This is a genomic window from Achromobacter sp. ACM04, assembly GCF_014851465.1.
Classification (GTDB): Bacteria; Pseudomonadota; Gammaproteobacteria; order Burkholderiales; family Burkholderiaceae_B; genus Achromobacter; species Achromobacter aegrifaciens.
Genome location: NZ_JACUZS010000004.1, coordinates 292,876 through 313,571 on the forward strand (window position 1 = coordinate 292,876; position 20,696 = coordinate 313,571).

Below are 20,696 nucleotides of genomic sequence, written 5' to 3' on the forward strand. Positions count from 1 at the left end.
TGGTTTTCCCGATAGATGCGTGTTTTCAGCGATGGGCCGCGTCAGCGGCCTGCGTGTCGTTCAAAAAGCCGTTGAGGACGCTGGCAGGAATGCCGCCCTCTGCCATGAGTTTGCGTTCGGCGCGAGTGAGCACCTGGGCGTAGGCCTGGAAGACGATGCGGCGCTCGCCGTCTTCGGCGACGACGGTGATGGGCTCGCCCTTGCGCACACCGTCAGCCACGTTGTCGAAACGCAGGGTTTCCGCCCCGGTCAGGCCCAACTGGCGCCAGCCCTCGCCCGGGGCGAAAGCCAGCGGCAACACGCCCATGCCCACCAGATTCGCCCGGTGGATGCGTTCAAACGATTCCGCGATCACGGCGCGCACGCCCAGCAGCGCCGAACCCTTGGCGGCCCAGTCGCGGCTGCTGCCCATGCCGTAGTCCTTGCCGCCCAGGACCACGCTGGCCACACCCTCGGCGCGGTAGGCTTCGGCCGCGTCGACCACCGCCATGCGCTGCCCGCTGGGAAAATGGCGGGTCACCCCGCCCTCCACATCCGGCACCAGCGCATTCTTGATGCGGATGTTGGCAAAGGTGGCGCGGGTCATCACATGGTGATTGCAGCGGCGCGCCACATAGGTATTGAAGTCGCGCGGCGCCACGCCCTTGCCGATCAGGTACGCGCCAGCCGGCGTATCCGCCGGGATCTCGCCGCTGGGCGAGATGTGGTCGGTCGTCAGCGAATCGCCGAACGCCGCCAGCACGCGGCCGTGCTTCAGGCTGGCTTCCAGGTCTGCCAGGGCATCGCGGCCGGGCTCGGTCTTGAAGAATGGCGGCTCGACCAGGTATTGCGATTCCGGGTCCCAGGGAAAGCGCAGCCCCGAGGGCGCCTGCAGGTCGCGCCAGATCGCGCTGTCCAGGCTCGCCGGGTCATAGACCTCGGCGAACAAGGCAGGATCCGCGGCCAGCGGCAACAGGGCCGCTATCTCTTCCTGGCTGGGCCAGACGTCGCGCAGATAGATCGGCGCGCCATCGGAGCCCGGCCCCAGCGGTTCGCGTTCGAAGTCCAGGTCTATCCTGCCGGCCAGCGCATACAGCACCACCATGGCCGGAGAGCCGATGTAGTTGGCGCGCAGCAGCTTGTGAATGCGGCCTTCGAAATTGCGGTTGCCGGACAGCACCGCCGCGGCCACCAGGCCGCCCTCGGCGATGGCGTCTGCCGCCGCGGCGTCCAGGGGGCCGGACTTGCCGCCGCAAGTCGTGCAGCCATAGCCGATCACGTGAAATCCCTGCGCCTGCAAGGCCTGCAGGAGGCCGGCGGATTCCAAATAGCGCGTGACGGCGCGCGATCCCGGCGCCAGCGAACGCTTGACCCAGGCGGGCGGCGTCAGCCCCAACGCCAGCGCCTTTTTCGCGACCAGGCCCGCGGCCAGCATCACGCCAGGATTGGACGTATTGGTGCAAGAGGTGATGGCCGCCAGCGCCACGGAGCCATGGCCCAAGGAAGCGCGGCTGGGCGGATGCGCGGCCAGCGCGGCGGCGTCCACGCCGAACCCGCCTTCCGTCAGGGACTGACCCAGGCGGCGGCGGAAATCCGCCCCGACCTCGCCCACGTCCATGCGGTCTTGCGGCCGTCGCGGGCCCGCCACGCTGGGACGCGCCGCCGACAGGTCGATCTCTATCACCCGGCTATATGCGGGCGCCGCGTCGCCGGCATCGCGCCACAGGCTGTTGGCGCGGGCATAGGCTTCGATCAGCGCCAGTTGCTCGTCGCTGCGCCCCGTCATGCGGGCATAGTCCAGCGTGCGGGTGTCTATCGGGAAAAAGCCGCAAGTGGCGCCGTACTCGGGCGCCATGTTGGCGATGGTGGCGCGTTCCGGCACGCCTAGCGCCTGCGCCGCAGGGCCGAAGAATTCGACCATGCAGCCCACCACGCCCGCCGCGCGCAATTGCTGCGTGATCAGCAGGGCGGCGTCGGTGGTGAGCGCGGGCGCCTCGATGGCGCCGCGCAGCCGCACCCCCACGACCTCCGGGATCGGGAACGTGTAGGCATGGCCCAGCAGGGCCGCCTCGGCGTCGATGCCGCCCACGCCCCAGCCCAGCACGCCTAGGGCGTTGACCATCGGCGTGTGCGAGTCGCCGCCGATGACGAAATCGGGATAGGCCCAGTCGCCGTCCGGCCGTGACTGGCGTATGACCACCGGCGCCAGGTACTCCAGGTTGACCTGATGGATGATGCCGATGCCCGGCGTGATGACCCGCAGACCCTTATAAGCCTGCTGCGCCCATTTCAGGAACCGGTAGCGTTCGTCGTTGCGCTCGAACTCGCGGCGCAGGTTGCGCTGCACCGCGCCTTCGTCGCCCCAATGGTCGACCTGCAGGGAATGGTCCACGATCAGGTCCACCGGAATCCGGGTGTCCACCCGCGCCGCGTCCCCGCCCGCCTGGGCCACCGCGTCGCGCAGCGCCGCCAGGTCCTGCAATACCGGCAGGCCGCTGGAGTCCGGAAGGATCACCCGCGCGACATGCAGCGGCAAGTCGGCGCCGGCATGCGCGCGCCAATCCCAGAGCCTGCCGATCTCGTCCTCGGACACGGCGGCGCCCCATGCGCGATGGCGCAGCAGGTTCTCAAGCAGCACGCGGATGACATAGGGATATGCGTGGATGTCGCGCCCCGCGGCTCGGGCGGCGGCGGACAGGTGCGCGTAGCGCAGCGTCCTGCCGCAACAGGGGAAAGACTGGATCATGGCAGCGGTAATCGGGAAAATCTCAACTGAGTCCATCTTACGGCTTACGAAATAATAGTGTCAACACTATAGGCCATCACTGAATCGACAATGGGTGCGTCAAATACAGTTTGGCATAGCCTCATCGAAAGTGTAGATACAAGAACCACCCCCATAGAGCTAGGGATAACCCCGAAAAGTCTCTGTAAAATGGGCGAAACATCAATGGCGACGCCTGTAATCCGGTATCGCCGCCACGACCCTGCCAACTCCAAAAGAGTTGACACTTTTTAAATTCCTTTGATAGGCTGTCAACACTATGAACACCGCCACGACCTCCATCGCCATCAAGGAAGACGCCTCCGGCCCGCTGGCCGACGTGGTGTTCGACCAGGTGCTGGACGCGATCTACCAAGGCCGGTTGGCCCCGGGCAGCGTCATCAATGAAGTCGCGCTGGCGCAGGAATTCGGCGTCAGCCGCGGTCCGGTGCGTGAGGCCGTGCGCCGCCTGCAAGGGATCCAGCTGATCACGCGCGAGCCCTACATCAAGGCGCGCGTGGTGACGTTGTCGGCGGAATCCGCGCTGGAACTGTTCCAGATGCGCATGGCACTGGAAGGCGTGGCCTGCAATCTGGCCACTCGCCGCATGAGCGACGAGGAAATCACGCAACTGCTGGCCGAGCTTGAACAGGACCGCCAGCGGCGCCTGGAAGCGGCCAATGGCGGCGCCCCCGCGCCGCGGGTCTTCGACTTCCATGAGCGCATCGTGCGGGCCAGCGGCAACAACCGCATCATCAACGCCCTTTGCGGCGACCTCTATCACCTGCTGCGCGTCTACCGCCGGCACTCCGGCACCGTGCTGGAGCGCAAGGACGACGCCTACGCCGAACACTGGCAGATCCTGCGCGCGATCCGCGCGCGCGACGCCGAGCTGGCGGAATCGCTCATGCGCTCGCACATCGAACGCGCGGCGCAACACCTTTTTGAACATCTGGCGGAAGGGGCGTCCGGCATCGCCGGGCACCCCGTCTCCGCTGCCTGACACTCTCTGGAGCAGTACGACATGAACAACCCGCGCCACCAGTTCCGGCAATTGCTGAAGAACGAACCTTTCATCGTCTCCCCTGGCGTGTACGATGGATACAGCATCCGCCTGGTCGAGGCCGCGGGCTTCAAGACCGCCTGCACCAGCGGTGCGGCAGTGTCGAACGCCCTGCTGGGCATCGCGGACATCGGCGTGATGGGCCTGTCGGAAAACGTCACCCACTGCCGTCATCTGGCGCGGTCCGTCTCCATTCCCCTCACGGCTGACGCCGACACCGGCTACGGCAACCCGGTGAACGTCTACCACACGGTACAGATGTTCGAGGAAGCCGGCGTCGCCGGCATCAACCTCGAAGACCAGGTCAGCCCCAAGCGCTGCGGCCACATGCCCGGCAAGGACGTGGTGAGCGAAGCGGAAATGGTCAAGAAGATCGAAGCCGCCTGCCTGGCGCGACGCGACGATGACTTCGTCATCATCGCCCGCACCGACTCCCTCGCGATCGAAGGCATCGAAGGCGCGGTCAAGCGCGCCCGCGCCTACGCCAAGGCGGGCGCCGACATGCTGTTCCCCGACGCCGTGCGCACCGAGGACGACATCAAGCGCCTGGTGGACGCCGCCGGCATTCCGGTCAGCATCAACATGGGATTCGGCATCCGCAACCGTCCCACCACGCCGCTGATTCCGCTGCCGCGCCTGAAGGAAATCGGCGTCAAGCGCATCAGCCTGCCGCGCATGCTGCCTGCCGCTGCGATTTACGGCATGCGCCAGGCGTTGCAAGTCATGCAGGGCGTGATCGCCAGCGGCGAGCCCGCCGACCGTCCCGACCTGCTGGTGGGCATCGAAGACATCATGCAATTGATGGGCTACGAGCAGATGCGCGCCATGGAAAAGCGCCTGACGACGCTGGCCGACTGAGCGCTTCGCCATGACTGAGCGGAATGCGCAGGCGCATTGCGTCCTGACGGGCGCGTCGTCGGGCATCGGCCTGGCGCTGGCCGAACTGCTGCTGGCGTCCGGCTGGCAGGTGACCGGCGTGGACATCGCGCCGGCGGCCATCAAAGGGCATGGACAGTATCGCCATCTGGTGTGCGACCTGACCGACGCCGCCGCCTTGCGCGGTCTATGCGCGCTGCTGGACGGCTGCGCCCCGACAGCGCTGGCGCATTGCGCGGGCGCAGTGCGCACCGGCGGCGCGCTGGACACGCGCCCGGAAGACGCGGACTGGCTTTGGCAATTGCACGGAGCCGCGCCGATGGCGCTGGTCCGCGCGCTGGCGCCGCAACTGCCTGACGGCCGCGGCCGCATCGTGCTGGTGTCCAGCCGCGCCGTGCTGGGCCGCGCGCAACGCCTGGCCTATGCGGCGACCAAATCCGCCCAGATTGGCCTGGCGCGCAGTCTGGCCGCCGAACTCATCGCGCGCGGCATCACCGTCAACGTCGTCGCGCCCGGCGCGGTCGACACGCCCATGCTGCGCGATCCCAAGCGCGGCGCTCCGCCGCAGGTTGAACTGCCGCTGGGCCGCCTGATCGACGCGGGCGAAGTCGCCGCGGCCATTGCCTTCTTCCTGGGCGCGCAGGCAGGCGCCATCACCGGACAGACGCTCTACGTCTGCGGCGGCGCCTCGCTGGGAGCGATGCCGCTATGACACAGACGAACGCACCCGCGCTGCATGGCAAGGTCGTGATCCTGACCGGCGCAGCCGGCGGATTGGGCCAGGCGATCGCGGCGCAATGCCTGCTTGCCGGCGCCCGCGTGGCCTTGCTGGACCGCGATGCGGAACTGCTCGCGCAAACCCGCCAGGCCCTCGCTGGACCTGATACCCAGATGCTGGCGATCGCCTGCGACGTGAGCGACGCGCAAAGTACGCGCGAAGCCGTGGAAAGAACGGCTGCGCACTGGGGTGCGATCCACGTCCTGGTGAACAACGCGGCCACCGTCACGCCGGGCAACAAGATCGCGGACCTTACGCTGGAGCAATGGCGTCAGGCGCTGGACGTGAACCTGACTGGCGCGTGGCTGATGAGCAGATGCGCCATCCCCCACATGGCGCGGGCCGGCAGCGGCGTGGTGTTGAACATCGCCTCGCAGCTGGGCAGCGTGGCCGCGCCGGGCCGTGGTGCGTATGGCGCCAGCAAGGCCGGTCTGATCGCGCTGGCGCGCGCCATTGCCGTGGATCACGCGGCCGACGGCATCCGCGCCTTGAGCCTGTCGCCGGGCGCGGTCCTGACCAGCAGGCTGGTCGCGCGCTATGGCAGCGCGCAGGCCGCCGGCGCCGCGTTGGCGGCCAAATATCCAGCCGGACGCCTCGGCACAGCCGAGGAGATCGCACAGACAGCAGTTTTCCTGATCAGCGACGCCGCCTCATTCATCACGGGTACGGACATACGCGCGGACGGCGGCTACACCGCGCTATAGCTCCAGCCGCCACCATCGACTTCACACAAGACTTACATCACACAGCAAGGGGCTAGAACCATGAAGCACACCAACACCTCCGCAACGCACGGACGCCCGGCGCGCCCTGCCCTCCGCCGCAGCATGCTGGCGCTGCTTGCCGGCGCCATTGGCCTGGCTGCCGCCCCAGTCTTCGCGCAGGATACGGACAACTTCCCCAACCGCGCGGTCACCATCGTCGTACCCTTCCCGGCCGGCGGCGCCACTGACATCACCGCGCGCCTGGTGGCCGAAGGCCTGTCCAAGAAATGGGGACAACCGGTGGTCGTGGAAAACAAGCCCGGCGCAGGCGGCAACGTCGGCTCGGAATATGTAGCGCGCGCGGCGCCCGACGGCTACACCCTGGTGCTGGGCGTGACGGGTTCGCACGGCATCAATACCTCGCTCTACAAGAACATGCGCTATGACCCGGTCAAGGACTTCGAGGCCATCACGCAGGCCACGCTGTATCCCAATGCCATCATCGTCAACAACGATGTGCCGGCCAACAACCTGCGGGAACTCATCGCCCTGCTGAAGAAGCCCGACGCGCACTACTCGTACGGATCGGACGGCAACGGCACGGCATCGCACCTGGGCATGGAGCTGATCAAGAACCAGGGCAAGTTCGAGATTGCCCACATTCCCTACCGCGGCAGCGCGCCGATGGTGACCGACCTGCTGGGCGGCCAGATCCAGGTGGGCGTCACCGGCCTGCCCGCCGTGCAAGCCTATGCCAAGAGCGGCAAGCTGAAGATCGTGGCGCTGACCACGGCGGGGCGCTTCGCCAGCGCGCCCGACTACCCCACGGTGGCCGAACAGGGCTTCCCCGGCTACGCCGCTCCGCCCTGGTCGGGCTTTTTCGCCCCCAAGGGCACGCCCAAGCCGCTGGTGGAGAAGATATCGGCGGACATGCGCGAAGTCATGGCCGATCCCAAGACCAAGGAAAAGCTCGCCGCCTCCGGCAGCGAATTCACGCCTTCCACGCCCGAGCAGTTCCAGGCTTTCGTGCAGCAGGAAATCGCCAAGTGGGCCGAGGCCGTCAAGATCTCCGGCGCGCGCATCGACTAAGCCGGAATACGCGACGCCAGCGCCGCGGCTGCGGCGCTGGCGTATTGCGCGTCAGTTATAGCGGAACGTGGCGGTCAGCATCGCCGAGCGGCCCGGCGCCACATAGCTGAACAGCCCCACGTGCGAAGCCTCGTAGATGGTCTCGTCGGTCAGGTTGTTCAGGTTCAGCTGCAGGCCGAAGTTCTTGTTGAACTGATAAGCCGCCATCGCGTCGTAGCGCCAGTAGGACGGCAACTGATAGACGTTGGCGTCGTCCACGTAACGCTTGCCGGTGTAGGTGGCGCCGGCGCCCACCGTCAGCTCCGGCAGGAACTTGTAGGTCGTCCACAGGCTGGCGCTCTGGCGGGCGATGAATTTCATCTGATTGCCGCTGTAGTCGGTGCCGCCGCTCTGGTAGCTGGTGACCTTGGGGTCCATGTAGCTGTAGCCGCCCCAGACCTGCCACTTGGGCGTGATGGATCCCGCCACGCCCAGCTCGATGCCGCGCACGCGGTTGCTGCCGGACAGCGTCACGTCGCCGGTGATGGGATCGGAGCTGCGGGCATCGGTCTTGCGGGTTTCGAACACCGCTGCCGTCAGCGACAGGCGCTCGTCGAACACGTCCCACTTGGTGCCCAGTTCGATGCTGCGGCTCTTTTCAGGCGCCAGCGCCGCGGTGCCCGCGGTCAGGCGGCCGCCTGCCGCGCCGTCGGCGCCGCCTGACTGGCCTGCCGTTTCGCCGGACGGGTTGGACGAGGTGCCGTAGGACACGTAGATGCTGCCATTGGGCGCGGGCTTGTAGACCAGGCCCAGCTGGTAGTTCCACATATTGTCGGTACGCTCGACGTTGCCGCTGGTCACGCGGTAATTGTCGTAGCGCAGGCCGGCGTTGGCTTCCCATTGCTCGCTGAACTTGACCGTGTCGAACACGTAGGCCGCGCGCGTGATGGTCTTGGCGGCGTCGTAGCGCGGCCCCCAGCTCAGGCTGCCGGTATACGGCTGGCGGGGATTGGGGTTGTACAGGTCGTCCTGCAGGGTCTTGTCGAAGCCGCCCGAGGGCACGCCGTCGCGCTTGCTGATCGTCTCGGTGCTGAACTCCAGGCCGGCCACATAGCTGTGACGCAGGCCGCCGGCGGTGAATTCACCGAACATGTCGGTCTGGTTGATGAAGGAGCGGTTGGTCTGGTTCAGGCTGCGCAGGGCCTTGCTCATCTTCACGCCGTCCGCTTCGTTCGAGCAGGGCGCCACGCCATAGGCGGGGTTGGGCCTGCCACCCACACGCGCCGCGCAATTGTCGAAAGACGGGCGGGTCATCACGTATTCGTTGGTGGACTCGCTATAGCGGGTACCGTTGCGCAGCTTCAGCTTGTCGCTGAACTTGTGCTCGACCATCAGGGTGGTCATGTCGGCCTGGTTCTTGCGATAGTCGCGGCCGATCAGGCCGTAGTAGTTGTTGCGGTCCACCTTGGGCGGCGTGACGCGATCCGGGCGCGACTCGTTCTTGAACGGAATGCCCAGGTCGGGCGTGTCGTCGTTCTGCAGATGGTAGTAGCTGAGCGTGACCTGCGTCGGCGTGCCCAGGCCCCAGGAGAATGAGGGCGCCACGCCCCAGCGATCGGTTTCGACATGGTCGCGGCCCGGGATGTCCCCACCCTGTTTCATGAAATTCAGGCGGAATGCCGAGCTCTCGCCCAGCGCCCAGTTGCCGTCGCCGGTCAGACGCCAGTTGTCGTCGGTGCCCACGCCGACCGTGCCTTCGGCGAAATTCTCCAGCTTGGGGCTCTTGCTGACCAGGTTGATGCTGCCGCCGGTCGAACCGCGGCCGGAATAGGCGGAGCTGGGGCCCTTCAGGATCTCGACCGACTCCAGGTTGAAGGTCTCGTGCGAGAAACGGCCCAGGTCGCGCATGCCGTCAACCATCATGTCGGTGCTGGCCTCGTAGCCGCGCACGAATGGGCGGTCGCCGGTGGGCGTGCCGCCCTCGCCCGCGCCAAAGGTGATGCCCGGGGCGGTGCGCAACACATCCATGAGCGAGGTCGCCGCGCGGTCGCGCATCAGCTGTTCAGTGATCACGGTGACCGAACGCGGCGTGTCCAGCAGAGGCGCCGTCATCTTCGGAGAGGACGCGATGTTGGCTTCGTAGCCATCGCTGACCGCCTGCCCCTGCACGTGCACCGGCGACAGTTCGTGTACGGCGCCTGGCGCCACGCTGCCCTGCGCCAGGGCCAGGCCCGGCGACATCAGCGCGCCGCACATCGCTGCATAAATGGAGGCCGAAGTATTCCCACCGGCCTTGGCAGGGGCCGTCGATGTATCTGCTTTGTTCATTGGACTCTGTCAGAAGCCGCCCCGCGGCGGCTGCGCTATCAGCGCGATCTTGGTTTTTTAAGAGCGCCAATGATATTCATTCTTATTTTTACGTTCAACAAATAGTCAGGATTTATTCAGACAAATGTCAATTTTGTGAAATTTGACCAATTCACAAGGCCAGAATGCAGCGCAATAACAACAATCCACGCGTATCGATCTGCTCACAGCAGGTGCATATCGGCGCCTATCCTCAGGCTTCAGACATGAAAAAGCCCCTTTCTCCAGATGTCCAGTCATCTGGAGAAAGGGGCTGGGCAAGCCGCCGGTCAGCTACCGTCCAACCTTACAGCGAGTACCGGTAGTCGCAGTTGAGGGTAGCTTTCAGCGGAGTATCGGCCTGCACCCCCGACACGCTGCGGGGCCGTGGAGCCGTCAGCTTGGCCTGGAATTTGCCAGCGGCGTCGCCATTGCTTTCCCGCTTGACCGCCATGCTGGACGGTATCGCGTACAGCGTGAGCGGCTGCCCTTGGGCCGCCACCACCAGCGTGAACACGGCCTGCGGAAAGTCCGCCACGACATAGTTCTGGTTCGCGTCCGAGTCGAACGCCAGGCTGCCGTCCGCATAGCTCAGCTTCAGCTTCATTTCGTCCGATGAGGATGAGGGGATCGTGCCTTCCAGCGCGACCTTGCCGCTTTCGGATACGCAGCTCAATTCTGCCGGCGCCGATCCCGCGTGAGCGATACCGCTCAACAACAAGCCGGCCGCAAGCCAGACTCCACGCACTGCCATGAGACTCTCCTTCGTTAGACCCGGCCCAGGCCGGGATCGGGCCGCCGTATCAATGCGCGCTTTCGTCGGCCGGCTTCAGCACGCCGGCTTCCCGCAGCGTCTCGGCGGCGCTGTGGCGGATCGCCGACAGGCAACGCGCGACTATGCCGCGCAGCAAGGCCTCCGAGGGCAGCGCGTCGGGTGCAGCCACAAAGCTCTCGATCGCGGCCGAAACGCGGTTCGTGACCACATCGCCGCTGCTCTGCGTGATGTACAGCTTCACCGCCTTGCAACGGTTGTTGACCGTATTGATGATCTCCAGCAGCTCGGCGCGCCCCATGCCCAGATCGGTCGCATCGGCGAAGGACGGATAGACCAGGCGCAGGAATTCGGGATCGTCGGCGCTCAGGCTGAAATACAGGGTGCCCAGTTCGGGATGGCGGAACAGGACATCGCCCTCTTCGTCGATCCGGGCGACCAGACCCAGCTCTTCCTGGATCACATGTTGGTAGAGCTCGGCGAGCGGCGTGGCGCCGGCGGTAACGTTGGACATGTTTCGACTCTCTTCGTATGGATCGCACGGCGGTTGCCGCGCTGAACTTCGCGCCGCGAAGCATAGCGCCCATTGCGCGCTCGTGCTTGTCCGATTTGCGCAGACGATCGCCAGCGAGACATGCGCTAGGATGTAGGAACCCGCCCAGGCCCTGCGAAGGGACCAGGCCAGGATGTCCATCAGAAGGAGCTTGCCATGCCATCAATGAGACAACTCGCCCGCGCGGCCGCGCTTGCGCTGTTGCTGCCCGGCGCGGCCTACGCAGAGACCGTCGTGCTGCAGGTGGCGCGCGCCACCGCCGGCGCCGACCCGCAAACCTCCGCCAGGACGGTAGACGTCGAACTCAAGCCCGAAAGCCGCCAGGCCCTTGCCGACTTCACCCGCGACCGCGTGGGCAAACGCATCCAGCTGCGGTCGGGCGGCGTGCTGTTGTCTTCCGCCACGCTGCAAAGCCCGCTGGAAGGCGACAGCTTCCGCATTACCGCGGGGGAACACGGTTTTGCCGGAAAGTCCGCCGAGGAGATCGCCCAGAGCATCATGAAAAGCGGCGGACTGACGGTGGACGACGAGAACACCGCCAAATAGCCGGCCTTCAAGCCTGAGGCGTGCGCAGCCCCAGCGTGGCGGTCAGCGCAGTGCGCCCCGGCTGCGACGCAACGTCCAGCTCGCCCCCTACCCGGGCGATGCGGGCGTGCATGCTGCGCATGCCCACGCTGATGCCCGCGCGCAGCACCGCGGCCACGTCGAAACCGACGCCGTCATCCTCGATGCGCAGCTCCAGACGGTCGGATTCGGACTGCCGCAGTTCCAGTTCCACGCGGCGGGCGCGGCTGTGCTTGAGCACGTTCACCAGCGATTCCTCAACCAGCCGCGTCAGCGCCATGCACTGCAGGGCGCTGGGCGGTGTGCGCCATAGCTCGGGCACCCGCCAGGTGGCGCTGATGTCCAGCTCGTCGAACAGCTGCATGAAACGGTGGCGCAACGGCGCTATCCATTCCCGCGGCGTGGCCGGCACCGTAACGCCCGCGCTGGAACCGCTGTCTATGGTCTGCCGCAGATCATCGCGCAACAGCTTGAGCATGGAAAGAAACTGCTGGCTGTGCAGCGGCGCGCTGGCCTGCTCCACCACGGCCATCATTCGGACCAGGGAGCCTCCCAGCCCGTCGTGCAGATCGTGCGCGATCTGCAACCGGTCCTGCAGCCGGGCATTCGTCAGCGCCAGCGCATGCTCGCGCTCCAGCGTGGTGGCGAGTTCGGTGCGCGCCTGCTCGATGCCGCTGGCCAGCTCCTGGTTGAAGCGCTCGATGCGGCGCACGCTGCGTGCATGGCGCAGCCCCAGCACTGCGGACATGCATAGCGTGACCACAACGCTGGTGAAAGGCGTGTAGGTGGCCTCGCCGTCGATAAGCCTCAGCATCAGCAGCAGATCGTGGGCGCAGGCAGCGAAGAAGGCCAGCAGGCATGCCGCCAGCATGGCGTGCTCTGGCCGGCGGGTGCGCAGCGCGTGAAACGGAAATTGCAGGCAATTGGCGAAGAAGATCGCCGACACGATCAGCACCACGCTCAGCTGCACTTGCGGCAGATGCCCCTGCGGCACGAAGGCCATCGCCGCCAGCAGCACGGCCGCCAGCAGCCATAGCGCCTTCTCGATGCGCGGCAAGGACTGGTCGCCAAAGCGCCATGTAAAGACGCAGAAGCAGGCCACGTACAGCACCAGCACCATGATGTTGGCCCGAGCCGCCGTCAGGCTGTCGGGGAACGGCCAGGGACTGGTCACCAGCACGTTGGCAATGAACAGCACCCAGAACAGGGCCATCAGCGCGTACCAGCCAAAGGCGCGCTGTTCGCGCCGCATGAGCCAGATGAAGAAACACAGGCCGCCCAGGACGCCCGAGACGATCAGGTTGAGCGTGAACAACGTGCGGTTGCGCCACCACAGGTCTTCGTACTGCTGCAACACCGTCCACTGTCCGCCCAGACGCACCGGCCCCAGGCCGGGCGTCTGCCCCGCCACGCCGACCACGCGGATCCACAAGGTGTTCTCGCCCGGATGCAGCAGGGCGTCGGGAATCACCCAGTAACGCGGCACGTTCCAGCTGCGCGACAGCGGCTCTGTCAGGTGCGGATCGCTCCAGATCCGTTCGTCATTGATATAGACCTCACCCGCCATGACGATGGATTCCAGCGCCAAGGCCACCTGTCCGGACGCCGTGCCGGCGCAATTGCGCGTCCAGCCAATCCGGTACCAGGCGGTACCGCTGTAGCCCGGCCAACGCGCGCTCCAGTCGTCGGGCAGTTCGACCGCCTGCCATTGCGCCGGCTCCGGACGCCTGCCATCGTCGCCGCCCTTGGCAACCTGTACCGACAGCACCTGCGCCGTACAGGCGTCAGCGGGCTCCTGGGCCCACGCCGGCGCCAGCCATAGCGCCAACCACAGGACGGCCAGCCACTTCAATCGAGCAAGCCGCGCGTGCGCGCCGCGTGTATGGCACGCGTGCGCGAGGAGACCGCGAGCTTGCGGTAGATATGCTTGACGTGGCATTCGACGGTGTAGCGCGACAGATGCAGTTCCTCGGCGATCTCGCGGTTGCCCAGTCCCTCGGACACCAACCGCAGGATCTGGCTTTCGCGCGGACTCAGGGTTTCGACGGAATCGCCCGCAGCCTCGTCGGCGCGTTCGGCCCGCCTGGGGCGCAGTTCTTCGATGATGCGTCGGGCCACGAAGGGATCGATAGGCGCCCCGCCCCGCAGCACGCTGCGGATGGACAGGGACACCTCCAGGTCGTCTCGTTCCTTGAGCACATAGCCCGTGGCGCCCGCGCGCAGCGCGGCAAGAATCGCGTCTTCCGTGCTCCATGCCGAAATCACCAGGATCGCCAGGCTGGAATCCTCCGCGTGCATCTCGGCGATCAAATCGGTGCCGTTGCCGTCGGGCAGGCCCAGATCGACCAGAGCCAGCGCAAACGGCTGGCTGGCGAGTTGCTCGCGCGCCTGCGCCAGCGTGGCGGCAAACACCAGCGCCTCCGGCGCATAGCCAAGCTGCAGCAGCAGGCCTTCCAGCCGGCGGCAGATCAGGGGTTCGTCCTCCACCAGCAGCACCGGGGCAGGCAGGGTCGACTCGGAAGCAAGCATGTGGGCGGTCATCGGATGAGAGCGGGCGGAATTGCCCAGCCTGAACTATGTCTCAGCCGCGCGAAACCGCATATCCCTGGAAGTTGGTATTTTCACAGGAATTTCGCATCAGGTGAGGCTACCGCTTCCGGCTCTCGATGAACTCGGACAACACGACGGGCGGCGACAGCACATAGCCCTGCCCGTGGCTGCATCCCATGGACTGGAGCAGAGCGATGTCCGGCGCGCTTTCGATGCCTTCGGCGATCACGCGCAGGCCGAGCCGCTCCCCCAGCAACACCGACAGGCGCGTGATTTCCCGCGCTTTCCGGTCGCGGCGGATGCGGCGCACGAAGCGTCCGTCTATCTTCAATTCGGCGATGGGCAGCGCGTTCAAGAGCTGCAGCGAGGCATAGCCCGTTCCAAAATCGTCCATGCTGACCTGGCAACCGGCCTTCGCAAATTTCTTCAAGGACTTCCGCAGCATCTCGAGGCGAGTGATGGGCTGGTCTTCTGTCAGCTCGATCCGGAAGCGCGTCAACGGAATGTTCGCCGCGGCGGCGTGACGCGCCAGGACGTCGACCGCATCATGGCTCGACAAGGTTGAGGCCGAGGCGTTGATCGCCAACGGCACGTCGATTCCCTCTTCCTGCAGCGCCTGCGCTGCGGCGACCGCCAGGCGGCAGATCTGCTCAAAAAAAAGCAGGTCCAGGCCCAGTCGATGGACGGCGGGAACGAAATCGGCGGGTCCGATATCGCCCATGGTCGGATGCTTCCAACGAGCCAGACATTCCGCGGCGACCATTTCGCCGTTCATCAGGTTGAATTGCGGCTGTAGGGCGACGCTCAAGCCATCGCCTCGCCATGCCATCGACATGACTTCGTGGTCGCCAAGTTGCTGGCATTGCGCTGCAGCGCGTTTCATACATCATTCCTGGTGGACTGGGGAAGGAAATTCACATACAGCCACTCTACGGCGCTTCGAGAGCGAAAAATGTAGGAGGATTCAGAATGTGCGGTTCACTCGCTCCAGGACTGCACTCAAATTTTTGACGACCGGGACATAGTCGGCCAACAGTTCCTCGCGCGCCTGGCCATCCTTCCTGCCAAGCATCGCCTCAACGCGCAGGCAAAGTTCAACCAAGGCGCTGCAGCCCAGCAATTGCGCGGTGTTCAGAATCCGGTGCGCATACCGCTTGACCTCCGCCCACTGCTCCTGTTCGATCGCCAGCAGCAAGGCATCGACGTCCTTCCTGTGGTTGACGTGCAGGCTATGCGCCAGCTCGGCGGCAATGTCCAGGTCGTTGCCTACCTTGGAAAGCAGTTCATCCCGCAGCACCGCCACCGCCTGGATCTGCGAGTTTTCCTGCTCGGGATGCATGGCCGAAGCCGCTGGGTTCTGCACGCGGAAATATGCCCTATGAGAAATTCACATCGATATTTTCGATTTTCTGGCGAAATCGACTAATTCAACCAGGGAACCGATCTGCAATTTGGTCATTATCCTGGTCTTGTGCGTGCTGACCGTCTTATTGCTGATGAATAGCGCGTCACCGATTTCCTTGTTGCTCAATCCTTGGGCCAGCATCTGCGTGACGACCATTTCCTTGTTGGACAGCAGTTCAAGTTTCTTCTGGTAGGCGTCCGCCACATCCACCTGGCCTGCCGTCTTGGCCGAATTCGGAAACACGCGGTAGCCAGCCAGCACGGACTCGATGCAACGGATCAGTTCCTTGATCTCCAGCCGCTTGCTGGCGTAGCCGCAGGCGCCGAGTTCGGCCACGCGCGACGCGAAGACCGACGGATCATGCGCCGACACCACCAGTATCCGCAAGTCCGGATTGATGGCAAGGATTCTGGATATGGCTTCCAGGCCGCCCATTTTCGGCATGTCCAGGTCCAGCACGATGAGATCAGGGCGCTCGCTGCGGGCCAGCGCCAGCGTATCGACCCCGTTGTCCGCCTCCAGTATCCGGCTGGCGCTGGGCAAAAGCGCAATCTGCGTTCTCAGAACCAACCGAAACGCGGGATGGTCATCAACAATCAAGACAGTCGACATGCTGCCTCCCTTCAGTGGATCTTGGGCACGCTGGCCAGCGGCCGCCTGGCATGCGCGAGGATGAACGACTGCAGCGTCTGCAGGTCTACCGGCTTGATCAGCACGGCGTTCATGCTGGCTCGCGCGCCGGACGCCAGATCGAGTTCAAGTTCGCTTGCGGTATAGCCCAGCACGGGCGTGGCCGCATTCACGCCGCCGCCGGCTCTCAAGGCAGCAGTAAATGCATTGCCGTCCATGACGGGCATGACGCAATCGCAGATGATCAGATCAAACTCCATCCGTTCGGCCAAGGCCAGACCCGCCGCGCCGTTCTGCGCGAATTGCGCGGAATGCTTCAACATCCGCAACTGATGCTTGAGCAGCAGCCGGTTGGCCTCATGGTCGTCGATGACGAGTATGCGCAGGCCGCCGGCGTCGGCCACCGTTGGCGCAGGAGCCGCTGCCACGGCGGCATTTTCCGAAGGCGGCAGCGCCAAAGGCAAGCGCACCGATATTCTGGCGCCCTGCCCGGCCGTACTGGAAATTTCCATGGAGCCCCCCATCAAGCGCGTCAGTTCGTTGCATATGGACAGCCCCAGTCCGATAGTGACGCCTTGCTCCCCGACCACGTGTTCAAAGTGCGGGGCAGCCAGTCTGGCCTGGATATCCTCGGCAATCCCGGGGCCGGTGTCCGCGACGCACAGCGTGATCCACTGCACCTCTTCCGTGGCGGCCCCGGCGGTCAGCGCGACATCGATACGGCCATGCCCCGTGAAGCGGACCGCATTGGACAACAGCTTATCCAGCAGTTGCTTCAGGCGAACGGGATCCGAGAAATGACGCTCGGCAATGTCGCGGCCGATGTCCAGGGTCAACTGCAGGCCTTTTTCTTGGGCAGCGCCCCGAAATGATGCCAGCGTGTCGGCCGCCAGCGCGCGCAGATCGACGTTCTGCCGTCGCAGTTGAAAGTGACCGGTTTCCAGCTTGGATATGTCGATCAGGCCGCTGATCAGGGACAACAGCGATTGCGCCGACTGGCGCGACACGGCAAGTCTTTCATACGTCTCGCTGACGAGTTCCCCGCGCGCCAGCATCAGTTCAAGCATGCCGATAATCGCATTCAGGGGGGTGCGGAGTTCATGGCTGATGAACGCAAGATACGTTGATTTCATCAGGTTGGCCCTTTCCATATTGAGCCGAGTTGTCGACACGTCCCGCAGCATGTCGGGAAAGCCACGAAAGCGTGCGCTGCCCCCGATCAACCCGATGATGGCGCCGTCCTCTCCGCGCAACGGCGCGGCCCAAGCGGCTACCCCACACGTAGGATCATGCTCGAACGGATGTTCGCGGACCAGGGTTTCACCGCCGGCCAGCACTTGACGATAATCGTCGATTATCTCGTTCAGGTTGGGCGGCGGTTCGCTGCCCGAGTCCGGCGCGGACAGGGACTCCAGCGGAACATGCAGAGGGCGACTCCAGCCCTCGCTGCGGCATGTAGCGGCGTACTCCCTGAGCGCGTCATTGCGCGTCACCAGATTCAAATCCAGATCGCGGATGAAAATCCCGGCGGGTAGCGTATCCGCCAGGCGCGCCAGCCGGGCCAGTTCGCCGCGCGGCGACCTGGCGCTGCGCATGCGCACCGCGAGCCAGACCAGCATCAAGACCAGCGCCGCAGCCAGCGCCAGATTCAGGAATACGGAAAGCGTGAGTATGGAGTCTGCCTCGCGATGGACCACTATGGCGCTCCATCCCGTGCACGTCCGTTCGCGACGCAGGCCGCCGGCAGGCAGGAAGCGACCGCGGCTTCCAGCGCGCGCAGATCCGCAGGCTTGACCAGCACCGCGTTCATGCCAGCCTGCAAACCCGCCTCATGGTCTTCCCGGCGCGCGTCGGCCGTGTATCCGAGCACGGGAACGGTGGCGCACTCGCCCGCGCCGGCACGCAGCGCCCGGGTGAACTCTGCCCCGTCCATGTCCGGCATCATGCCATCGCAGACCACCAGGTCGAACCTGCCTGCTCTGGCAAGCGCCAAGCCCTGCGCGCCATCCTCCGCCGTCTGGACGGCATGGCCGAGGAATTCCAATTGGCCTTTCAACAGCAGGCGGTTGGCGGCCTGGCTTTCAACCACAAGCGTCCGCAACCCGGTGGCGGGTCGCTGAGCCATGCCGAGCGCGGTCTCTTGCGACGGGTCGCGCCGCTCGCCGGATCCGAGCATCAGCGGCACGCGGACATGGACGTGCGTACCCTCGCCCACGACGCTGGAGATGCGGATGGTTCCGCCAACGCGATGCACGATCTGCCGACAGTAGTGCAAGCCCAGCCCGGCGCCATCGGGCGAGGCGCTCAGCCCGGCTTCGTAGCGGGAGGCCGACAGCTTCTGCTGTATGTGCGGATCAATGCCGCTGCCGGTATCGATGACCGACAGCGAGACCCATTGCCGGCCATCTTCCACCGGGGTGGCGTCCAGATGTATCCGGACGCCGCCCCGTTCCGTGAATCGGATGGCGTTGGACAGGAAATTGTTGAGCAACTGATTCAACCCCTGAGCGTCCGCCATGTGGCTGGCGGCGACCCCGGGAGCCACCTCCAGCGTCAGGCTTATGCCCTTTTCGTAGGCGCTGGGAGCGAACAGCGCAACCACGTCGGCTACCACCCTGCGCAGCGAATGGGATACGCGCGCGCATGCCAGATCGCCGGTCTCCATTCTGCGCGTATCGACGATGGACGGAATCAACTGGAGCAGGGACCGCGTAGACAAGCGAACGGTCGCCAACATTTCTTTCGACTGCCGCGGCATCGCCGCGTCAAGCGACGCCATTTCCAACAGGCCCGCCATGGCGTTCAAGGGATTGCGCACATCGCGGCTGACCGCCGCCAGGAACCGCGTTTTCATGTCATTGATGCGTTCTGCCCGGCCACGTGCGCTTGCCGAATCCTCCAACGACTGGCTATGGCCCAGGAAGTACATGCCCTTGGCGAAAACGCCTATGACCTGATCTTCAGCGCCAAACAGAGGAAAAATCTGGGCCTGGATTGCCGCCCGGATTCCGGCGGCTCCTGGCAGCTCCTGGCTGTAGTCATAAGAGCGCGGTTCGCCGGTAGCCACCGCAGCCTGGAACTCGCGCACGATGACGGCAACTTCGGGCGGCACCTGAATCTGATCCTTCTCTGCGCCGGAGAGGAATCCCAGATCGATGTGCTCGGGCCTGGCCCATCCGTTCCTGATGACGATGTCCGAAAAGCGCCGCATGCCATCGCTGAGCCCGACCAGACGCAGCGATTTTTCCCGAATAACCATGTCCACAGGCGCCGCGGCGATCAAGCGCGCGGCTTGCCTCAAATGCGCCAGCAGATCGTGGCTTTTATTCGCCGTGCCTTTCAGTGCCAGCAGGACCCATAGCACGGCCAGAAACAAGACGCCGTTCAAGGCCCAGGAGAGGATCGCAGCAGATGCAAGCTGTTGCTGCAGCGAGGCGGCGATGGTCGGCGCGCTCAGCGCACATAGCACGACAACAAGAATCGCGGCCGCCCCAATTGCCATCCTGATTCGAACGGCATTGCCGCGTCGTATAGCGCTAGCAAAAACTTCAGGCTTCATCTGGAGATTGTCGATGGTCGTGCCTATGGCTGAATTTGATATGCGCTGCGCAACGGCGATTTTATCGCAGAAGGCATCGCGCCACCCCTCCGCACGCGTCGCCGGCCCCATAAATTCCGCGTAACGTTGCTTCCAAATCACGGCCCAAAAAATACCAAATAGGACCAATAAAACCGCCTCATTTCGCCAAGGTTGGCAATTATTGGAAAGAATCGCCAATTGTCGTTTTCATATGAAATTTCATACAACAAGAAGGGAGAATTCCTACAAATTCAGAATTCCGATTCTATTAATTTTCAGTTGCCGACGAAATGCGGAATACGGGATTCGGAGGAGCAGGCGAATGAATTATCCGGCTGCGTCCTTTTATCAATTATTCGAATTGAATTTTGATAACAACTGAATCGCACGGAAGTTGATTCCTGAAAACCGAAATAAAGCATTTCGCAAGTCGGTCGCCCTCTGCTTTCAGTAATCCCCAGGCGGCGCTTTTGATTATTAATCGACTCAGGATATTCACTTCCATGAACAAGAACATCATTATCAAGTTTGCCCTGCTCGCCACGGCAGCCGCAGTTTCCCAAACCGCCCTGGCTGAGGACGGCCGCATCAACTTCATTGGCGAAATCGTCGATGCCCCGTGCGATGTCTCGCCCCAGGCAACCAACCTGGTCGTCCCGCTTGGGAAAGTGTCCCGGACCACCCTGGACGGCGCCGTGGGCAAGTACTCGACGCCCGCGCAATTCGAACTCCAGCTGGCCAATTGCAGCGCCACGGCCAAGGGCGCCAGCGTGACGTTCACCGGCACCGCAGACACGATCAACACGGACACGCTGGCGATCGGTATCGGCGAACTGGGCAGCGCCACCGGCGTGGCCGTCGAGCTGCGCGATTCCACCCAGAAAAAAATCAAGCTGGGAGCGGAGTCCCCCGAATACACGCTGCGCGCCGGCACCAACAATCTGAAGTTCGGCGCCGTTTATGTGTCGACCGCCAACACCGTCACCGTCGGCCCCGCCAACGCCACCGCGCAGTTCACGGTGAACTACAAGTAACGCCGCTTTGCCGGACCGCCAGCCCCTCAA

The 20,696-nt window shown here is 64.6% G+C and carries 18 protein-coding genes; 7 read left to right on the forward strand and 11 right to left on the reverse strand.

Features of this window, described 5'->3' with window-relative positions; translation table 11 throughout:
- Positions 1 to 25 precede the first annotated feature (25 nt).
- The gene (gene acnA, locus IB259_RS23280; protein WP_225596920.1) at positions 26 to 2,725 is read right to left on the reverse strand and encodes an aconitate hydratase AcnA; all 2,700 of its coding nucleotides are present in this window, start codon (positions 2,723 to 2,725) and stop codon (positions 26 to 28) included.
- Between the two features lie 298 nt (positions 2,726 to 3,023).
- Here acnA and IB259_RS23285 point away from each other — a divergent pair, with 298 nt between their 5' ends.
- The 5 genes from IB259_RS23285 to IB259_RS23305 are packed head-to-tail and all read left to right on the forward strand — an operon-like array spanning position 3,024 to position 7,253.
- Entirely contained in the window at positions 3,024 to 3,746 is a 723-nt protein-coding gene (locus IB259_RS23285) for a GntR family transcriptional regulator (RefSeq protein WP_054457670.1), read from the forward strand.
- Between the two features lie 21 nt (positions 3,747 to 3,767).
- Positions 3,768 to 4,664 (forward strand): oxaloacetate decarboxylase, encoded by an 897-nt coding sequence (locus IB259_RS23290; RefSeq protein WP_054457671.1) that lies wholly within the window; start codon positions 3,768 to 3,770, stop codon positions 4,662 to 4,664.
- A 10-nt stretch (positions 4,665 to 4,674) separates the two neighbouring features.
- Entirely contained in the window at positions 4,675 to 5,394 is a 720-nt protein-coding gene (locus tag IB259_RS23295; protein WP_054457672.1) for an SDR family NAD(P)-dependent oxidoreductase, read from the forward strand.
- The gene (locus IB259_RS23300) at positions 5,391 to 6,164 is read left to right on the forward strand and encodes an SDR family NAD(P)-dependent oxidoreductase (RefSeq protein ID WP_119450229.1); all 774 of its coding nucleotides are present in this window, start codon (positions 5,391 to 5,393) and stop codon (positions 6,162 to 6,164) included. The genes IB259_RS23295 and IB259_RS23300 overlap by 4 nt, the downstream gene beginning before the upstream one ends.
- 60 nt (positions 6,165 to 6,224) lie before the next feature.
- On the forward strand, positions 6,225 to 7,253 hold the full coding sequence (locus tag IB259_RS23305; RefSeq protein ID WP_192330208.1) for a tripartite tricarboxylate transporter substrate binding protein: 1,029 nt from the start codon (positions 6,225 to 6,227) through the stop codon (positions 7,251 to 7,253).
- A 51-nt stretch (positions 7,254 to 7,304) separates the two neighbouring features.
- On the opposite strand, the gene IB259_RS23310 is transcribed toward IB259_RS23305, so the two are convergent.
- From IB259_RS23310 to IB259_RS23320, 3 genes are all read right to left on the reverse strand, one after another.
- Positions 7,305 to 9,473 (reverse strand): TonB-dependent siderophore receptor, encoded by a 2,169-nt coding sequence (locus IB259_RS23310; RefSeq protein ID WP_225589054.1) that lies wholly within the window; start codon positions 9,471 to 9,473, stop codon positions 7,305 to 7,307.
- 412 nt (positions 9,474 to 9,885) lie between these two features.
- Complete coding sequence (locus IB259_RS23315) at positions 9,886 to 10,332, reverse strand: hypothetical protein (RefSeq protein WP_119450226.1); 447 nt, start codon at positions 10,330 to 10,332, stop codon at positions 9,886 to 9,888.
- 49 nt (positions 10,333 to 10,381) lie between these two features.
- Entirely contained in the window at positions 10,382 to 10,864 is a 483-nt protein-coding gene (locus tag IB259_RS23320; protein ID WP_054457676.1) for a hypothetical protein, read from the reverse strand.
- Positions 10,865 to 11,059: 195 nt separating this feature from the next.
- On the opposite strand from IB259_RS23320, the gene IB259_RS23325 reads away from it, so the two are divergent.
- On the forward strand, positions 11,060 to 11,449 hold the full coding sequence (locus tag IB259_RS23325) for a hypothetical protein (protein ID WP_054457677.1): 390 nt from the start codon (positions 11,060 to 11,062) through the stop codon (positions 11,447 to 11,449).
- Positions 11,450 to 11,456: 7 nt separating this feature from the next.
- Here the strand turns inward: IB259_RS23325 and IB259_RS23330 are convergent, their stop codons facing one another.
- From IB259_RS23330 to IB259_RS23360, 7 genes are all read right to left on the reverse strand, one after another.
- Entirely contained in the window at positions 11,457 to 13,319 is a 1,863-nt protein-coding gene (locus tag IB259_RS23330; RefSeq protein WP_119450225.1) for a sensor histidine kinase, read from the reverse strand.
- Positions 13,316 to 14,008, reverse strand: a complete 693-nt coding sequence (locus IB259_RS23335) for a response regulator transcription factor (RefSeq protein ID WP_054457679.1) — start codon at positions 14,006 to 14,008, stop codon at positions 13,316 to 13,318. The genes IB259_RS23330 and IB259_RS23335 overlap by 4 nt, the downstream gene beginning before the upstream one ends.
- A gap of 106 nt (positions 14,009 to 14,114) precedes the next feature.
- Entirely contained in the window at positions 14,115 to 14,900 is a 786-nt protein-coding gene (locus tag IB259_RS23340; RefSeq protein ID WP_054457680.1) for an EAL domain-containing protein, read from the reverse strand.
- A gap of 81 nt (positions 14,901 to 14,981) precedes the next feature.
- Positions 14,982 to 15,356, reverse strand: coding sequence for an Hpt domain-containing protein (locus tag IB259_RS23345; protein WP_054457681.1), 375 nt, complete (start codon positions 15,354 to 15,356; stop codon positions 14,982 to 14,984).
- A 48-nt stretch (positions 15,357 to 15,404) separates the two neighbouring features.
- The gene (locus tag IB259_RS23350) at positions 15,405 to 16,034 is read right to left on the reverse strand and encodes a response regulator transcription factor (protein ID WP_054457682.1); all 630 of its coding nucleotides are present in this window, start codon (positions 16,032 to 16,034) and stop codon (positions 15,405 to 15,407) included.
- Positions 16,035 to 16,045: 11 nt separating this feature from the next.
- Positions 16,046 to 17,671, reverse strand: coding sequence for an ATP-binding protein (locus IB259_RS23355; protein ID WP_225591451.1), 1,626 nt, complete (start codon positions 17,669 to 17,671; stop codon positions 16,046 to 16,048).
- Between the two features lie 77 nt (positions 17,672 to 17,748).
- Positions 17,749 to 19,830, reverse strand: coding sequence for an ATP-binding protein (locus IB259_RS23360; protein ID WP_192330212.1), 2,082 nt, complete (start codon positions 19,828 to 19,830; stop codon positions 17,749 to 17,751).
- Positions 19,831 to 20,135: 305 nt separating this feature from the next.
- On the opposite strand from IB259_RS23360, the gene IB259_RS23365 reads away from it, so the two are divergent.
- Entirely contained in the window at positions 20,136 to 20,666 is a 531-nt protein-coding gene (locus IB259_RS23365; protein WP_054457685.1) for a fimbrial protein, read from the forward strand.
- Positions 20,667 to 20,696 lie beyond the last annotated feature (30 nt).

What these genes read in the sequence shown, in the direction of transcription:
- IB259_RS23305 (WP_192330208.1), top strand. Translation starts at nt 6,225, where the DNA reads ATGAAGCACACCAACACCTCCGCAACGCACGGACGCCCGGCGCGCCCT.
- IB259_RS23300 (WP_119450229.1), top strand. Translation starts at nt 5,391, where the DNA reads ATGACACAGACGAACGCACCCGCGCTGCATGGCAAGGTCGTGATCCTG.
- IB259_RS23350 (WP_054457682.1), bottom strand. Translation starts at nt 16,034, where the DNA reads ATGTCGACTGTCTTGATTGTTGATGACCATCCCGCGTTTCGGTTGGTT.
- acnA (WP_225596920.1), bottom strand. Translation starts at nt 2,725, where the DNA reads ATGATCCAGTCTTTCCCCTGTTGCGGCAGGACGCTGCGCTACGCGCAC.
- IB259_RS23345 (WP_054457681.1), bottom strand. Translation starts at nt 15,356, where the DNA reads ATGCATCCCGAGCAGGAAAACTCGCAGATCCAGGCGGTGGCGGTGCTG.
- IB259_RS23325 (WP_054457677.1), top strand. Translation starts at nt 11,060, where the DNA reads ATGCCATCAATGAGACAACTCGCCCGCGCGGCCGCGCTTGCGCTGTTG.
- IB259_RS23320 (WP_054457676.1), bottom strand. Translation starts at nt 10,864, where the DNA reads ATGTCCAACGTTACCGCCGGCGCCACGCCGCTCGCCGAGCTCTACCAA.
- IB259_RS23335 (WP_054457679.1), bottom strand. Translation starts at nt 14,008, where the DNA reads ATGACCGCCCACATGCTTGCTTCCGAGTCGACCCTGCCTGCCCCGGTG.
- IB259_RS23295 (WP_054457672.1), top strand. Translation starts at nt 4,675, where the DNA reads ATGACTGAGCGGAATGCGCAGGCGCATTGCGTCCTGACGGGCGCGTCG.
- IB259_RS23290 (WP_054457671.1), top strand. Translation starts at nt 3,768, where the DNA reads ATGAACAACCCGCGCCACCAGTTCCGGCAATTGCTGAAGAACGAACCT.
- IB259_RS23310 (WP_225589054.1), bottom strand. Translation starts at nt 9,473, where the DNA reads ATGTCGCCGGGCCTGGCCCTGGCGCAGGGCAGCGTGGCGCCAGGCGCC.
- IB259_RS23355 (WP_225591451.1), bottom strand. Translation starts at nt 17,671, where the DNA reads ATGCTGGTCTGGCTCGCGGTGCGCATGCGCAGCGCCAGGTCGCCGCGC.
- IB259_RS23315 (WP_119450226.1), bottom strand. Translation starts at nt 10,332, where the DNA reads ATGGCAGTGCGTGGAGTCTGGCTTGCGGCCGGCTTGTTGTTGAGCGGT.
- IB259_RS23340 (WP_054457680.1), bottom strand. Translation starts at nt 14,900, where the DNA reads ATGAAACGCGCTGCAGCGCAATGCCAGCAACTTGGCGACCACGAAGTC.
- IB259_RS23365 (WP_054457685.1), top strand. Translation starts at nt 20,136, where the DNA reads ATGAACAAGAACATCATTATCAAGTTTGCCCTGCTCGCCACGGCAGCC.
- IB259_RS23285 (WP_054457670.1), top strand. Translation starts at nt 3,024, where the DNA reads ATGAACACCGCCACGACCTCCATCGCCATCAAGGAAGACGCCTCCGGC.